This window comes from Neorhizobium fuzhouense (assembly GCF_042611105.1).
GTDB classification, from domain to species: Bacteria; Pseudomonadota; Alphaproteobacteria; order Rhizobiales; family Rhizobiaceae; genus Neorhizobium; species Neorhizobium galegae_A.
In genome coordinates this window covers 122,257-137,163 of record NZ_JBHFFP010000001.1, presented here as the reverse complement: position 1 = coordinate 137,163, position 14,907 = coordinate 122,257, and the positions used below count along the sequence as shown (strand labels likewise).

Genomic DNA, 14,907 nt, shown 5'->3' with positions numbered 1-14,907 from the left:
CGCCGTTTGTGGTTGCGGCGCGACTGTCGGCTCTCCTCAGCGAAAACCGGCCGGGCCGGGTCATGGTGTCGCAATCGGGCGCGAAAGCGCCTTTGTGAGAGCCCGATGCGGCGGATTGATCTGCAAATATCGCGCTGCGTATTGCCCTTCTGAAGGCGTGCCGCTAAGACGCCTTCGCATCAGTTTCTTCCAGGAGCCCCGACATGTCGCATAGAGATGCATTCTTCTCCCGTTCGCTCGCCGATACAGATCCGGATATCTTTGGTGCGATCGAGAAGGAACTGGGTCGCCAGCGTCACGAGATCGAATTGATCGCGTCCGAAAACATTGTCTCGCGCGCCGTGCTCGAAGCCCAGGGCTCGATCATGACCAACAAGTATGCGGAAGGCTATCCGGGCAAGCGCTATTATGGCGGCTGCCAGTTTGTCGATATTGCCGAAGAACTGGCCATCGAGCGCGCGAAGAAACTGTTCGGCGTCGGCTTTGCCAACGTTCAGCCGAACTCCGGGTCGCAGATGAACCAGGCCGTGTTCCTGGCGCTCCTGCAGCCGGGCGACACCTTCATGGGCCTCGATCTGAACTCCGGCGGTCACCTGACGCATGGTTCGCCGGTCAACATGTCCGGCAAGTGGTTCAACGTCGTCTCCTACGGCGTGCGCGAAGACGACAACCAGCTCGACATGGATGAAGTCGCCCGCAAGGCCGAAGAACACAAGCCGAAGCTGATCATTGCCGGCGGCACCGCCTATTCCCGTATCTGGGACTGGCAGCGGTTCCGCGAGATCGCCGATTCCGTCGGCGCATACCTGATGGTCGACATGGCGCATATCGCAGGTCTCGTGGCCGGTGGCGTGCATCCGTCGCCGTTCCCGCATTGCCATGTGGCCACCACCACCACGCACAAGTCTCTGCGAGGCCCGCGTGGCGGCATGATCCTCACCAATGACGAGGCGCTGGCGAAAAAGTTCAATTCGGCCGTGTTCCCCGGCCTGCAGGGCGGCCCGCTGATGCATGTGATTGCCGCAAAGGCCGTTGCCTTCGGCGAAGCGCTGCAGCCTGAATTCAAGGACTATGCCGCCCAGGTGGTGAAGAACGCCAAGGTTCTGGCCGATACCCTGATCAGCCACAATCTCGATATCGTGTCCGGCGGCACCGACAACCACCTGATGCTGGTCGATCTGCGCAAGAAGAACGCCACCGGCAAGCGGGCGGAAGCAGCGCTTGGCCGCGCCTTCGTCACCTGCAACAAGAACGGCATCCCGTTCGATCCGGAAAAGCCCTTCGTCACCTCCGGCATCCGTCTCGGCACGCCGGCCGGCACGACGCGCGGCTTCAAGGAAGCGGAATTCGCCGAAATCGGCAATCTGATCGTCGAAGTTCTCGATGGCCTGAAGGTTGCCAATTCGGATGAGGGCAATGCCGCCGTGGAAGCCTCGGTGCGCGACAAGGTCGTCACGCTCACCGATCGTTTCCCGATGTACCCCTATATGTAAGAGGCCTTTGAACGGATGCGCTGCCCCTATTGCGGTTCCGAAGACAGCCAGGTCAAGGATTCGCGTCCGGCCGAGGATTTCACCTCCATCCGCCGGCGGCGCATCTGCCCCGATTGCGGCGGTCGCTTCACCACGTTTGAGCGCGTGCAGTTGCGCGAGCTCATGGTGACGAAGAAGACCGGCCGCAAGGTGCCTTTCGACCGCAACAAGCTGGTGCGGTCTTTCCAGATCGCGCTGCGCAAGCGGCCCGTCGACAACGACCGCATCGAGCGGGCGGTGTCGGGCATCGTGCGGCGGCTCGAAAGTTCGGGCGAAAGCGAGATTTCGTCCGAACAGATCGGCCTTCAGGTTCTGGAGGCCCTGAAAAGCCTCGATGACGTGGCCTTCGTCCGCTACGCCTCGGTCTATCGCGATTTCTCCCATGCGGAGGATTTCGAAAAGGTGATTGCCGAGATCAGCGCCCGTATCGGCCGCGATTCCACCGTGGATTCCTGAGCCATGGGCGGGGCGGCCGCAGATTGCCGGCCCTTGGGGCCGGATGCTGACGACAATTATTCGGACGACCAGCGCTTCATGGCCGCAGCCCTTGCGCTGTCGCGCCAGCACACCGGCCAGACCGGCACCAATCCCTCCGTCGGTTGTGTGATCGTCAAGGACGGCGTCATCATCGGCGCTGCCGTGACCGCCGTCGGCGGTCGCCCGCATGCCGAAACCCAGGCGCTTGCCAAGGCGGGGGAGGCGGCGCGCGGCGCCACCGCCTATGTCACGCTGGAACCATGCTCCCATTATGGCCGCACGCCGCCCTGCGCCAATGCGCTGGTCGCCGCCGGCATCGCCCGCGTGGTCGTGTGCCTTGCCGATCCCGATCCGCGTGTCTCCGGTCGCGGGTTTGCCATTCTGCGCGAGGCCGGCATCACCGTGGAGACGGGCGTGCTGGAGGCCGAAGGTCGCCGGACGCTTGCCGCCTATCTGATGCGCCAGACCCGCGCGCGGGCGCATGTAACGCTGAAGCTTGCCGTGTCGAAGGATGGCATGATCGGCCGCACGGGGGCCGGGCAGGTCGCCATTACCGGACCCGTCTCGCGCGCCAACATGCAGGCGCTGCGGGCCGAAACGGATGCCATCCTCGTCGGCATCGGCACGGCGATCGCTGATGATCCCGAACTGACGGTGCGTCTGCACGGGCTGGAGCATCGCTCGCCGATGCGCATCGTGCTCGACCACCACCTGCGCCTGCCGCTGACGTCGAAGCTGGTGAAGAGCGCGCGCAATGTCCCGGTCATCGTGGCTGCGCTGCGCACACCCCCCTCTGCCCTGCCGGGCATCTCCGCCACACGGGGGGAGATCACCCCGCCGCCAGCGCGTCCGTCCCCCAATAGCCCCCACGCCGCTTCCGCCCCCTCGGCGCAAGCTTCGTCCGCCACCCCGCACCCCACTTCCGCGAACCCGTCAGCCGTTTCCGCCGCACGCACGCCTGCAGACGGGCAGGTCATGTCCTCCCTGATCTCCCCCTCCGTGGGGGAGATGCCCGGCAGGGCAGAGGGGGGCGCGCTTGCACCGACGCCTGCGTATCCATCGGCCGAGGGCGTACTTGCGCCGACGCCGGCCCATCCGTCAGCCGATGCCGCACCTGCACCAACGCCGGCGTCTGACACCGCGCAGGCACTTTCCACCCGCCGCCAGCATCTGGTCGAGGCCGGGGTCGAAATCCTTGAGGTAGATGATCTCGCATCGCTTCTGACGGCGCTTGCCACGCGCGGCCTGTCCTCCGTTCTGGTGGAGGGCGGCGCCACTGTTGCCCGCGCCTTCCTGGAGGCCGGGCTGGTGGATCGCATCCTTCTTCTCGAAGGGCCGGTCGAGATCGGCGAGGGCGGCATTGAATCGCCGCTTGCCCGCACCGATATCCCGCAGGAATACAGCGCCGTCCGCCGGCTTCGCTTCGGCGAGGACTGCTGCTCGGAATATGAGAGGGACTTTCAATGTTTACAGGTATCGTGACCGATGTCGGCACTGTCGCCGACCTCTCGCCGCTCGATGAGGGCGTGCGCCTTCGCGTCAACACCGCCTATGATCCGAAAACCATCGATATCGGCGCCTCCATTTCCCATTCGGGCGTGTGCCTGACGGTGACGAAACTGCCCGAGGACGGCAGCAACGAGCGCTGGTTCGAGGTGGAAGCCTGGGAAGAGGCGCTGCGCCTGACGACGATTTCCTCCTGGGCTCCCGGGCGCCGCATCAACCTGGAACGGGCGCTGAAGATCGGCGACGAACTGGGCGGCCATATCGTCTCCGGCCATGTCGACGGCAAGGCGGAAGTACTGTCGATCACCGCCGAAGGCGAGGCCGTGCGCATCCGCCTGCGCGCGCCCGAGGCGCTGGCCCGTTTCGTCGCGCCAAAAGGCTCCGTCGCGCTGGACGGCACCTCGCTCACCGTCAATGCCGTTGATGGCGCTGATTTCGATGTCCTGCTCATTCGCCACACGCTGGAAGTTACCACCTGGGGCGATCTCAAGGCCGGCGATTTCGTCAATTTCGAAGTCGATACGATGGCGCGCTATGCCGCACGCCTTGCGGAGTTTCCGGCAAGCCGCTGAGGCAGACTGAGGCTACGCCGCCGCCTCAGGCGGCGTCTTCCCGGCGTGGGCGCAGGAGAACCACGCACGGGCCCTTGTATTCGGTGCGGGCGATTTCGAAGAAGCCGGCCTTGCGCGCCACGGCAAGCGAGGCGCCGTTATCGGGATGGATGATGGCGCTCATGTCCATGGCGCTGAAATTCTGCTCGCCCCACGCGATGAGGGCGGCCACCGCCTCGCTGGCATAGCCTTTTCCCCAATGCTCGGGCGAAACCATCCAGCCGGTTTCGAGCGTGCCCTCGATCGAAGGAGTGAGCGGGCGGCGCGCCTCGTGAAAGCCCGCTTCGCCCACCAGTTTTCCGCTTTCTTTCTCCTCGATGACCAGAAAGCCAAAACCCATGTGGTGCCACATGCCGGTGCGCTGCATCAGCTTTTGCCAGACTTCCTCGCGCGTCGCCGGCCTGCCGCCCACATAGAGCGAAACGGCCGGATCGGCCCAGAGCGCAACAAAACTGTCGAAGTCATCAAGGTGGTGGGGGCGAAGCGTCAAACGCTGCGTTTCGATCGTCGGGATCGGGGACATGAGGTCATTCCGGTTGAACAATGGCAGGCTTTGGCGCCTTTCTATAGGACCTGCGGGCGCGCTGAACAGCAGCCAAACTCGAAAATCGCTTGCCAAGGCGCGCGTGGCGTGGTTTGACCGCCGCAATTCCCAACAGATCATTTCGCAGAATTGCGACCAGGACGACCCATGACCGATTCTTTGAAGCCTCACCTCCTCATTGTCGAAGCTCGTTTCTATGACGACATGGCCGATGCGCTGCTCGATGGCGCGACGTCCGCGCTCACCGAAGCCGGTGCGACCTATGACGTGGTGACGGTTCCAGGCGCGCTCGAGATCCCGCCGGCGATTGCCATGGCGCTTGACGCGGCCGAGCAGGGCGGCGTCAACTATGACGGCTTTGTCGCGCTCGGCATGGTCATTCGCGGCGAGACCTATCACTTCGATATCGTCTCCAACGAATCCTCCCGTGCCCTGATGGATCTTGCCGTGTCGGAATCGCTTGCCATCGGCAATGGCATCATGACCGTCGAAAACGACGATCAGGCCTGGGCGCGCGTCAAGAAGAGCGAGAAGGACAAGGGCGGCTTTGCGGCGCGCGCGGCGCTTTCCATGATCGAACTTCGCGAAAAGCTGGGCGCCTGAGCCATGGCGAAGGATCTGCAGCAGCCGGTAAAACCGGCCAACCAGCGCGGCGCGGCCCGTTTGGCGGCCGTGCAGGCGCTTTACCAGATGGATATCGGCGGCACTGGCGTTCTGGAAGTCGTGGCGGAATATGAGGCGCATCGTCTGGGCCAGGAGCTCGACGGCGACACCTATCTGAAGGCCGATCCGTCCTGGTTCCGCTCCATCGTCTCGGGCGTCGTGCGCGACCAGACGAAGATCGATCCGCTCGTGCGCTCCTCGCTTCTCGAAAGCTGGCCGCTGTCGCGCCTCGATTCGACGCTGCGCGCCATCCTGCGCGCCGGCACCTTCGAGATCCTCGAGCGCAAGGATGTTCCGGTCGCGGTCATCGTGACGGAATATGTCGAGATCGCGCAGGCCTTCTTCGACGGCGAAGAGCCCAAGATCGTCAATGCGGTTCTCGATCGCATTGCAAAGCAGGTTCGGGTCGAAGCCAGGAAATAGGCGGTAAGGCAGATGGATACGGGCGGCGAGGGACTGGAACGGCAGCTTTCGGCGGCGCGCCGCAATGTTTTCCTTCTGGCCGGCGCCCAGGCGGTGATGGGGGCGGCAGCCCCTCTGTCCATCTCCGTCGGCGCACTGGCCGGCTACCAGCTGCTTGCCGCCGACAAGTCGCTGGCGACGGCACCGGTCACCGGCTTTAATGTCGGAACTGCGCTTGGCGCGATCGGCATTGCCCTTGTCTCGCGCGTTCTCGGACGCCAGGCCGCCTTCATGACCGGGGCGCTGATCGGTGCCTGTGGCGGCACGCTTGCCGCCATCGCGCTGTTCAACGGCAATTTTTGGCTGTTCGCCTTTGGCCTGATGATGATCGGCATCAGCGGCGGCTTTACCCAGAAGATCCGCTTTGCCGCCGCCGATGCCTCGCCCTCGATGTTCAAGCCCAAGGCGATTTCCTGGATCCTCGGCGCCGGCATCGTCTCGGCCATCATCGGCCCGCAGCTGGCCATCTGGGCCAAGGATCTCTTTTCGCCGGTCACCTTTGCCGGCACGTTCCTCGCGATCCTGCCCTTGAGCCTCATCGCCATCGCCATTCTTGCCTTCCTGAAGCTGCCGCAGCCGGCGAAGGTGACGGAAAAGAGCGGTGCGGCACGGCCGCTGCGCGAAATCGTCGCGACGCAGCGCTTCGCCACCGGAATGATCTGCGGCATCGGCACCTATGCGCTGATGACCTTCGTGATGACCGGGGCGCCGCTTGCCATGGTCGTGGGCTGCGGTTTTCCGACGGAACTCGCCACGCTCGGCATTCAGTGGCATGTGCTGGCCATGTTCGGCCCGAGCTTCTTTACCGGCATGATCATCGCGCGGCTCGGGGCAGAGCGGGTCGTGGCGCTCGGGCTCGTCACGCTGATGGCCTGCGCCGTCATTGCCCATCTCGGCATCGAGCTCTGGAATTTCTGGGGTGCGCTGGTGCTGCTCGGCATCGGCTGGAATTTCGGCTTCATCGGCTCCACCGCCATCATCGCCTCCACCTATCGCCCCCACGAGGCCGACAAGGTGCAGGGCTTTCATGATATCGTGCTGTTCGGCTCGGTGGCCCTGTCGTCCTTTTCCTCCGGCAAGGTTTTCACCTCCTATGGCTGGTCCTTCATCAACCTTGCCATCTGGCCGGTTGCCATCCTCTGCCTGCTGCTGATCGGCGCGCTGATTCTCCGGCAGAAGCCCTCGCGCGCCGTTTGATCTGCCTCACATCCTTCAAATACAGACGAAGTTAGGCTGTTGAGCAACCCTTGCCGGGTAAACCCTTGACGCCCTTTCCTCATCACCGCACTCTTGGGTGGTGAACCGTGTCACAGGCTCCTTGGGAGGGGAGGCGCGCGGTTCTCGTCCGGCACACAGGCTGTGGCCGGTATTTTGGGAGAGGAAAATCGTATGACAGTGATAGTGGGTGTGATCGTTTGCGGTCTCCTGTCGATCGCTTATGCGGCCTGGGCAACGCGCTCGGTGCTGGCGGCCGATCAGGGCAACGCGCGCATGCAGGAAATTGCCGGCTATATCCGGGAGGGGGCGCAGGCCTACCTCACGCGCCAGTATATGACCATCGCCATCGTCGGCGCGGTGGTGACTGTGGGCACCTGGGCGCTTCTGTCCGGGCTTGCGGCCATCGGTTTCGTCATCGGCGCGGTTCTCTCAGGGGCGGCCGGTTTTATCGGCATGCATGTGTCGGTGCGCGCCAATGTGCGCACGGCCCAGGCCTCCTCGCACAGCCTTGCCGCCGGCCTCGACATCGCCTTCAAGTCCGGCGCCATCACCGGCATGCTGGTGGCAGGCCTCGCACTTCTCGGCGTCTCCATCTACTACGCCATCCTGGTCTACGGTCTCGGCAATGCGCCGGGCAGCCGGCACGTGATCGATGCGCTGGTGGCTCTCGGCTTCGGTGCCTCGCTCATCTCCATCTTCGCCCGTCTCGGCGGCGGCATCTTTACTAAGGGCGCTGACGTCGGCGGCGACCTTGTCGGCAAGGTCGAGGCCGGTATCCCGGAAGACGATCCGCGCAATCCCGCAACTATTGCCGATAACGTCGGCGACAATGTCGGCGATTGCGCCGGCATGGCGGCAGACCTCTTTGAAACCTACGCCGTCTCCGTCGTTGCCACCATGGTTCTCGCGGCAATCTTCTTTGCCGGTGTGCCGACGCTCGGGGTCATCATGGCCTATCCGCTGGCCATCTGCGCGGTCTGCATCCTCACCTCGATTGCCGGTACCTTCTTCGTGAAGCTCGGCACCAACGGCTCCATCATGGGCGCGCTCTACAAGGGGCTGATCGCCACCGGCGCTCTGTCGATCGCAGGCCTTGCGGTTGCCACGTCCTTCACCATCGGCTGGGGTTCGATCGGCACGGTCGCCGGCATGGATATCACCGGCACCAACCTGTTTTTCTGCGGCATCCTCGGCCTTGTCGTCACCGCGCTCATCGTGGTGATCACCGAATATTATACCGGCACCAACAAGCGCCCGGTCAATTCCATCGCGCAGGCCTCCGTCACCGGCCACGGCACCAATGTCATCCAGGGGCTGGCGGTGTCGCTCGAATCAACCGCGCTTCCGGCCATCGTCATCGTCGGCGGCATCATCACCACCTATCAGCTCGGTGGCCTCTTCGGCACCGGCATCGCCGTCACCACCATGCTCGGCCTTGCCGGCATGATCGTGGCGCTCGATGCCTTCGGCCCCGTCACCGACAATGCCGGTGGCATCGCGGAAATGGCGGGCCTTCCGCCGGAAGTGCGCAAGTCGACCGACGCGCTCGATGCGGTCGGCAACACCACCAAGGCCGTCACCAAGGGCTATGCCATCGGCTCGGCCGGCCTTGGCGCGCTGGTGCTGTTTGCCGCCTATGCGAACGATCTTGCCTATTTCGCCGCAAACGGGGCGCAGTATCCGTATTTCGCCGATGTCGGCGATATCTCCTTCAGCCTGGCCAATCCTTATGTCGTGGCCGGCCTCATCTTTGGCGGCCTCATTCCCTATCTCTTCGGTGGCATGGCGATGACGGCCGTCGGGCGGGCGGCAGGTTCGATCGTCGAGGAGGTGCGCGCCCAGTTCCGCAACCGCCCGGGCATCATGGCCGGCACGGAGAAGCCGGATTACGGCCGCGCCGTGGATATCCTGACAAAGGCCGCGATCCGCGAAATGATCGTGCCGTCGCTTCTGCCGGTGCTGGCGCCGGTCGTCGTCTATTTCGGCGTTCTCCTGATTTCCGGCTCCAAGGCCTCGGCCTTCGCGGCGCTCGGCGCCTCGCTGCTCGGCGTCATCATCAACGGCCTTTTCGTCGCCATTTCCATGACGTCCGGCGGCGGCGCCTGGGACAATGCCAAGAAGAGCTTCGAGGATGGCTTTGTCGACAAGGACGGCCAGCGGCATCTGAAGGGCTCGGACGCCCACAAGGCTTCCGTCACCGGCGACACGGTGGGCGATCCCTACAAGGATACGGCAGGCCCGGCGGTCAATCCGGCAATCAAGATCACCAATATCGTGGCGCTGCTGCTGCTGGCGATCTTGGCGGCCTGACGCCTGACGCTCAGCATTGAAAAAAAGGCCCGCGGCTTTGAAACGAAGCCGCGGGCCTTTCGTATGTCGGTTTCTTGCGCATCGGTCGTCGGGGCAGGGCGCCCCCGATGCCGCTTACATGCCGTTGTTGCCGCCGCCCATCATATTGCGGAAAGTGTTGGCCGCCGCACCGGCACCACCGCCCGTGCCGCCGGACAGCAGCTGCTGCAGGAAGGTGAGGTCGCGGCCGCCCGTCGGCGTCGTGCGCGAAATCGTGTCGAACACCTGGCCGTCCTTCAGCGTATAGACGGCGCGCCGGGCAACCACGCCATCCTTGTTGAAGTAGAAGGCCACCACGGTCTGTTCAACAAGGCGCGGCTTCATGAAGGCCACCGGCCGTTCGCGCTTCTGAGAGATATAGTAGAACACTTCGCCGTCGAAGGTCGCGGTCGTCGAGGGGGTGCCCATGGAGAGCAGAACCTGCTCGCGGCTCGAACCTTCCGGCGTCAGGTCCAGCGCATCCTTGTCCAGCACGTAGCCGTTGTGCAGGGTTTCGCCGATCCCCGTCGTGCAGCCGGACAGTCCCAGTGTCACGGTGACCGCCACGATCGCAGCCTTGCCGGCCATACCCAAATGAGACCCAAACACCTGCTTCTTCAACACCCTGTCCTCATGTGTTCCATCCCGCCAACCGGTTGGTCCGTGCTGCGATAGCATTGTGGCTATTCCGCGAACACCGGCATGTTTCGGTCGGCGAGGGCCTGAAATCCGCCCGCCTCATCGCTGCGACGCCGGAACGGCATTGCAATTCGTGCCTGCTTCGGTAAACCAGCTTTCGTTTCCATGCAACACGGCTGGCTTGACCAGCATCCGCTTTGGCGGCCAAGAAGTGCAGGCTTTCATGATCTTCGGTCTTTTCGCAAAGAAAAATCGCAATCGCGCCATCGTCGACCGGCAATATGCCAGCTTGACCTCGGCAGCCCGCATTCCTTTCTTCTATACGGATCTTGATGTGCCGGACACGGTGATGGGCCGGTTCGAGATGCTGTCCGTGGTGATGATCCTGTTTTTCCGCCGCACGGCGAAGTCGGGCATCAGCGGTCAGGAACTGGCCCAGGAGATCATGGATGCCTTCTTCCAGGACATCGACCATTCGATCCGGGAACTGGGCATTGGCGATCAGGCGGTGCCGAAGCGCATGAAGAAGCTCGCCGGCATGTTCTATGGCCGGCTGGAATCCTATGGAAAAGCCCTCGAGGCCGGCGATGCGCCGGCTCTGTCTGCCGCCTTGCGGCGCAATTTTTATCCCTCGGACGCCGATGCCCCGTCGATGGATGGTCTGGGTGGCTGGATGATGCGGGCGCAGGTCGCGCTTGCCGCCGTCACCGAAGACGATATCGCGCGTGGCCTTCTGACGCTGCCTGAGCCCGGAAAGAAAGAACAGTCATGATGACACCGCACGATCCCAGCGAAAAGCCGCCCTTTTCCTATCTGGTCAAGGTCGGCCATATTTCAGCCAATGCCGTCACCGTCCATGTCGAGGCGGATGAGCGCGAGCGTGCGGCGCTTGCCGAGCTGTGGCAGGTGCTGTCGGTCACGTCGTTGAAGGCCGATCTGCAGATTGCCCGCTGGAAGAAGGATGGCGTCCGGCTGAAGGGCCGAGTCGAGGCCCATATCGTGCAGGCCTGCGTCGTGACGCTGGAGCCGGTGGAAGCCGATATCGACGAGGTTCTGGAACAGATCTTCGTGCCGGAAGGTTCAAAGCTTGCCCGCCTGATCACCAGTGATACGGCCGAGATGGTGCTCGATCCGGAAGGCCCCGACCTTCCCGAGACCTTCGTCGGCGATACGATCGATGCCGGTGCTGTGGTGGCGGAGTTTGCAGCGCTTGCGATCAACCCTTACCCGCGCAAGCCTGGCTCGGAATTTGCCGACCATATCGAGGCCGACGACACGCCAAACGGGGGCAAGCCGAACCCCTTTGCCGTGCTCAAGGACTGGAAAACCAAGGAATAGCGTTTGCATTTCTCCAGCAATGAGTTGTATGCGGCGGCAGAAACAGTATTTTGGCCGCGATTTCGCCAAGCGCGGGACAGAAGGATCAGGAACGCGTGATCAGGATATCTCTCGATGCCATGGGCGGCGATTTTGGTCCGCAAGTCGTCATCCCCGGCGCGGCCAAGGCGCTCGACCGGCACCCGGATGTGACCTTCCTGCTTTTCGGGCAGAAGGCGGTGTGCGAGCCGCTGCTTGCGAAATATCCAAAACTTGCCGCAAAGACGGTGTTTCACGATTGTGACGTCGCCATCACCATGGATGAGAAGCCGAGTGCGGCGCTGCGCCGCGGCCGGCATGTCTCGTCCATGTGGCGGGCGATCGATGCGGTCAAAAGCGGCGATGCCGATGTGGCCGTCTCCGCCGGCAATACCGGCGCGCTGATGGCCATGGCCGTATTTTGCCTGCGCACCATGGCCGGCATCGAGCGTCCGGCCATTGCCGGCATCTGGCCGACGCTGCGCGGCGAAAGCATCGTGCTCGATATCGGCGCCACCATCGGGGCGGACGCCCGACAGCTGCTCGATTTTGCCCTTATGGGCGGCGCCATGGCCCGCTCGCTCTTCGAGATCGAGCGCCCGACCGTCGGCCTCCTCAATGTCGGCGTCGAGGAGGTCAAGGGACAGGAAGAGGTGCGCGAGGCCGGCCGCATGATCCGCGAGGCGAACCTGTCGACCATCGCCTATCACGGCTTTGTCGAGGGCAACGATATCGGCCGCGGCGTGGTCGATGTGGTGGTGACCGAAGGCTTTACCGGCAATATCGCGCTGAAGACCGCCGAAGGCACCGCCAAGCAGATGGCGGAGCTTCTGCGGTCTGCCATGTCGCGCACGCTGATGTCGAAGATCGGTTATCTCTTCGCCAAGGGCGCCTTCGATCGCCTGCGCGAGAAAATGGACCCGCGCAAGGTCAATGGCGGCGTCTTTCTCGGGCTGAACGGCATCGTCATCAAGAGCCATGGCGGCACGGATGCGGAAGGTTATGCCTCTGCCATCGACGTCGGCTATGACATGGTGCGCAATCAGTTGAATGACAAGATCCTGCAGGATCTCAAAGACTATCATGCCCGCCGTCTGCCGCCGGCAGGTCCGGAAGAAGCGGCGTAAGGAATCAGGAATGACGCGCATGATCCGTTCAGTGGTTCTGGGATTCGGTGCCGCGCTGCCACAGCGCCAGGTCACCAACAAGGAACTCGAAAGCCTGGTGGAAACGTCTGACGACTGGATCGTGCAGCGCACCGGCATCCGCCAGCGTTACATCGCCGGCGAAGGCGAAACCACGGCTTCCCTTGGCGAGCAGGCGGCGCGCGCGGCCCTTGACAAGGCCGGCCTGACGCCCGCCGATATCGATCTCGTCATTGTCGCGACATCGACGCCCGACAACACCTTCCCGGCAACGGCGGTGAATATCCAGAACCGGCTTGGCATGACGCAGGGCTATGCCTTCGACGTGCAGGCCGTCTGTACCGGTTTCGTCTATGCCATGGCGACGGCTGATGCGCATCTGAAGGCCGGTCTTGCGAGGCGCGCGCTGGTCATCGGCGCGGAAACCTTCTCGCGCATTCTCGACTGGACGGACCGCACCACCTGCGTGCTCTTCGGCGATGGTGCGGGCGCGCTGGTTCTCGAAGCGCAGGAGAGCGAGGGAACGATTGCCGATCGCGGCGTCCTGACGGCGCATCTGCGCTCGGACGGCTCCCACAAGGACAAGCTCTATGTCGATGGCGGCCCCTCCACCACGGGCACCGTCGGTCATCTGCGCATGGAAGGCCGTGAGGTGTTCAAATATGCCGTCGGCATGATCACCGACGTCATCGAGGCGGCCTTTACGGCGACCGGCACCACCGCCGACGACCTCGACTGGCTGGTGCCGCACCAGGCCAACCGCCGCATCATCGATGGCTCGGCCAAGAAGCTCGGCATTCCGACCGAAAAGGTCGTCGTCACCGTCGACCTGCACGGCAACACCTCGGCCGCCTCCATTCCGCTGGCGCTTTCGGTGGCGGCAGCGGACGGACGCATCAAGAAGGGCGATCTGGTGATGCTGGAAGCCATGGGCGGCGGCTTCACCTGGGGGGCGCTGCTCGTTCGCTGGTAATCTCGTGTTTACAAGCGCTTGACCCCGAACTCCAAGGGACATAGAGTTTGCACGCGTTTGAAATCGAACTTTGACGGGCGGGGCTCATGGCCGGCAAGACAGTGACACGAGCAGACTTGGCGGAATCGGTATTTCGCAAGGTCGGTCTTTCGCGGACCGAGTCGGCCGAGCTTGTCGAAACGGTGATCGACGAGATCTGCAACGCCATCGTGCGGGGCGAGATGGTCAAGCTCTCCTCCTTCGCCACCTTCCAGGTGCGCTCGAAGAACGAGCGCATCGGCCGCAATCCGAAGACCGGTGAAGAAGTGCCGATCTCGCCGCGCCGGGTGATGACGTTCAAGGCCTCCAACGTGCTGAAGCAGCGCATCCTGAAGTCGCATCTGCAGCGCAAGGCGAAGGCCAAGCCCGCGAATCCGGCAAGCTGATCGGCCTGCCTTTTCAGTCCGGCCGGTCTATCTGTCCCGGCATCGCAGAGCCTGCGGCCACTTAGCTGTTCATTCTCTCTCAAATCGCTTGAGTTCGACGCTGCAAACCGTTGAAATGCGGTCTGACGAATACATTTGACGTGGCGTTGAGTCGCTGACTGCCGGAGATGAAGACGTGGACAAGAGCCCGGACGCCTTTCGCACCATCAGCGAAGTTGCCGACGACCTCGACCTGCCGCAGCACGTGCTTCGCTTCTGGGAAACCCGGTTTCCGCAGATCAAGCCGATGAAGCGCGGCGGCGGGCGCCGCTACTATCGCCCGGAAGATGTCGATCTTCTGAAAGGCATCCGCCACCTGCTCTACGACCATGGCTATACGATCAAGGGCGTGCAGAAGCTCTTGCGCACCAATGGCAACAAGTTCGTCTCCGCCATCGCGTCCGGCGATCTTGCCACGATGGAAGCCATCATGGCGGCCAACAGCGACCGCCCGGCCGAACCGAAGGTTGCCAATCCCGAGGACGACCAGATCGTCGGGCGCCCGAAGGCAAAGCCCAGTGGCCGTTTCTTCGGCTTCGGCGGCGGCTCGGAGGATGACGGGCTGGAAGTCTCCATCGGCAAAAGCTCGATTGCCAAGGAAGACCGCGCGCTGTTGCAGGAAGCGCTGTTCGACCTTCTGGAATGCAAGCGCCTGCTCGATCAGGTTCGCTGATTCCTGTTTCGCCATAGATTTTCGATTTTTGCGCCGATGTGGCCGCCTGACACACGACTGTGGCCGTCTGCCTGCGAGTGAGGCGTCGGCGTATCAATGCCTGCCGCGCTGGCTATTGCCCCGTGGCGGAAGAAGCTTGTCTTTCTGGGAGAGAGTGAACCGACATCTGGGGGATGCTGCGGTTCTTTAAATTGGTCGGGGCGGCCGGATTTGAACCGACGACCCCTTGACCCCCAGTCAAGTGCGCTACCGGGCTGCGCTACGCCCCGACCCGCTTCTTTCGAAGCACGCTCTCATTACTGACTTGCCGCGCAGG

The 14,907-nt window shown here is 63.3% G+C and carries 16 protein-coding genes and 1 tRNA gene; 14 read left to right on the top strand and 3 right to left on the bottom strand.

Annotated features, from left to right (window positions below):
- The first annotated feature begins 203 nt into the window (after positions 1 to 203).
- The 4 genes from glyA to ACEXP3_RS00695 all read left to right on the top strand — a co-directional run bounded on the left by glyA (position 204) and on the right by ACEXP3_RS00695 (position 4,087).
- A complete protein-coding gene (gene glyA / locus ACEXP3_RS00710) occupies positions 204 to 1,493 on the top strand; it encodes a serine hydroxymethyltransferase (RefSeq protein ID WP_377295550.1) in 1,290 nt (429 codons plus the stop codon).
- Positions 1,494 to 1,508: 15 nt separating this feature from the next.
- Entirely contained in the window at positions 1,509 to 1,988 is a 480-nt protein-coding gene (gene nrdR / locus ACEXP3_RS00705; protein ID WP_210102905.1) for a transcriptional regulator NrdR, read from the top strand.
- Positions 1,989 to 2,066: 78 nt separating this feature from the next.
- Positions 2,067 to 3,491: a bifunctional diaminohydroxyphosphoribosylaminopyrimidine deaminase/5-amino-6-(5-phosphoribosylamino)uracil reductase RibD gene (gene ribD / locus ACEXP3_RS00700; RefSeq protein WP_377296049.1), complete on the top strand. Its 1,425-nt coding sequence runs from the start codon at positions 2,067 to 2,069 to the stop codon at positions 3,489 to 3,491.
- Positions 3,473 to 4,087 (top strand): riboflavin synthase, encoded by a 615-nt coding sequence (locus ACEXP3_RS00695; protein ID WP_377295549.1) that lies wholly within the window; start codon positions 3,473 to 3,475, stop codon positions 4,085 to 4,087. The genes ribD and ACEXP3_RS00695 overlap by 19 nt, the downstream gene beginning before the upstream one ends.
- 25 nt (positions 4,088 to 4,112) lie before the next feature.
- Here the strand turns inward: ACEXP3_RS00695 and ACEXP3_RS00690 are convergent, their stop codons facing one another.
- On the bottom strand, positions 4,113 to 4,649 hold the full coding sequence (locus tag ACEXP3_RS00690) for a GNAT family N-acetyltransferase (RefSeq protein ID WP_377295548.1): 537 nt from the start codon (positions 4,647 to 4,649) through the stop codon (positions 4,113 to 4,115).
- 168 nt (positions 4,650 to 4,817) lie between these two features.
- Here ACEXP3_RS00690 and ribH point away from each other — a divergent pair, with 168 nt between their 5' ends.
- The 4 genes from ribH to ACEXP3_RS00670 all read left to right on the top strand — a co-directional run bounded on the left by ribH (position 4,818) and on the right by ACEXP3_RS00670 (position 9,323).
- Complete coding sequence (gene ribH / locus ACEXP3_RS00685; protein WP_377295547.1) at positions 4,818 to 5,273, top strand: 6,7-dimethyl-8-ribityllumazine synthase; 456 nt, start codon at positions 4,818 to 4,820, stop codon at positions 5,271 to 5,273.
- 3 nt (positions 5,274 to 5,276) lie between these two features.
- On the top strand, positions 5,277 to 5,756 hold the full coding sequence (gene nusB, locus ACEXP3_RS00680) for a transcription antitermination factor NusB (protein ID WP_377295546.1): 480 nt from the start codon (positions 5,277 to 5,279) through the stop codon (positions 5,754 to 5,756).
- A gap of 12 nt (positions 5,757 to 5,768) precedes the next feature.
- Positions 5,769 to 6,992 (top strand): MFS transporter, encoded by a 1,224-nt coding sequence (locus ACEXP3_RS00675; RefSeq protein ID WP_377295545.1) that lies wholly within the window; start codon positions 5,769 to 5,771, stop codon positions 6,990 to 6,992.
- Positions 6,993 to 7,184: 192 nt separating this feature from the next.
- Positions 7,185 to 9,323 carry a sodium-translocating pyrophosphatase gene (locus ACEXP3_RS00670; protein WP_377295544.1) on the top strand — a complete coding sequence of 713 codons (2,139 nt, stop codon included), beginning with the start codon at positions 7,185 to 7,187 and terminating at the stop codon, positions 9,321 to 9,323.
- Positions 9,324 to 9,437: 114 nt separating this feature from the next.
- Here the strand turns inward: ACEXP3_RS00670 and ACEXP3_RS00665 are convergent, their stop codons facing one another.
- The gene (locus tag ACEXP3_RS00665; RefSeq protein ID WP_210102897.1) at positions 9,438 to 9,929 is read right to left on the bottom strand and encodes an outer membrane protein assembly factor BamE; all 492 of its coding nucleotides are present in this window, start codon (positions 9,927 to 9,929) and stop codon (positions 9,438 to 9,440) included.
- A gap of 274 nt (positions 9,930 to 10,203) precedes the next feature.
- On the opposite strand from ACEXP3_RS00665, the gene ACEXP3_RS00660 reads away from it, so the two are divergent.
- The 6 genes from ACEXP3_RS00660 to ACEXP3_RS00635 all read left to right on the top strand — a co-directional run bounded on the left by ACEXP3_RS00660 (position 10,204) and on the right by ACEXP3_RS00635 (position 14,591).
- Positions 10,204 to 10,752 (top strand): ubiquinol-cytochrome C chaperone family protein, encoded by a 549-nt coding sequence (locus ACEXP3_RS00660; RefSeq protein ID WP_377295543.1) that lies wholly within the window; start codon positions 10,204 to 10,206, stop codon positions 10,750 to 10,752.
- A complete protein-coding gene (locus ACEXP3_RS00655; RefSeq protein WP_377296048.1) occupies positions 10,752 to 11,318 on the top strand; it encodes a YceD family protein in 567 nt (188 codons plus the stop codon). Before ACEXP3_RS00660 ends, ACEXP3_RS00655 begins: the two co-directional genes overlap by 1 nt.
- A 95-nt stretch (positions 11,319 to 11,413) precedes the next feature.
- Positions 11,414 to 12,463: a phosphate acyltransferase PlsX gene (gene plsX / locus ACEXP3_RS00650; protein WP_377295542.1), complete on the top strand. Its 1,050-nt coding sequence runs from the start codon at positions 11,414 to 11,416 to the stop codon at positions 12,461 to 12,463.
- A 19-nt stretch (positions 12,464 to 12,482) separates the two neighbouring features.
- Positions 12,483 to 13,454: a beta-ketoacyl-ACP synthase III gene (locus tag ACEXP3_RS00645; RefSeq protein WP_377295541.1), complete on the top strand. Its 972-nt coding sequence runs from the start codon at positions 12,483 to 12,485 to the stop codon at positions 13,452 to 13,454.
- Between the two features lie 86 nt (positions 13,455 to 13,540).
- The gene (locus tag ACEXP3_RS00640) at positions 13,541 to 13,879 is read left to right on the top strand and encodes an integration host factor subunit alpha (protein WP_210102892.1); all 339 of its coding nucleotides are present in this window, start codon (positions 13,541 to 13,543) and stop codon (positions 13,877 to 13,879) included.
- A gap of 175 nt (positions 13,880 to 14,054) precedes the next feature.
- Positions 14,055 to 14,591 (top strand): MerR family transcriptional regulator, encoded by a 537-nt coding sequence (locus ACEXP3_RS00635; RefSeq protein ID WP_210102891.1) that lies wholly within the window; start codon positions 14,055 to 14,057, stop codon positions 14,589 to 14,591.
- A gap of 192 nt (positions 14,592 to 14,783) precedes the next feature.
- Here the strand turns inward: ACEXP3_RS00635 and ACEXP3_RS00630 are convergent.
- Positions 14,784 to 14,860 (bottom strand) — tRNA-Pro (locus tag ACEXP3_RS00630).
- Between the last annotated feature and the right edge of the window lie 47 nt (positions 14,861 to 14,907).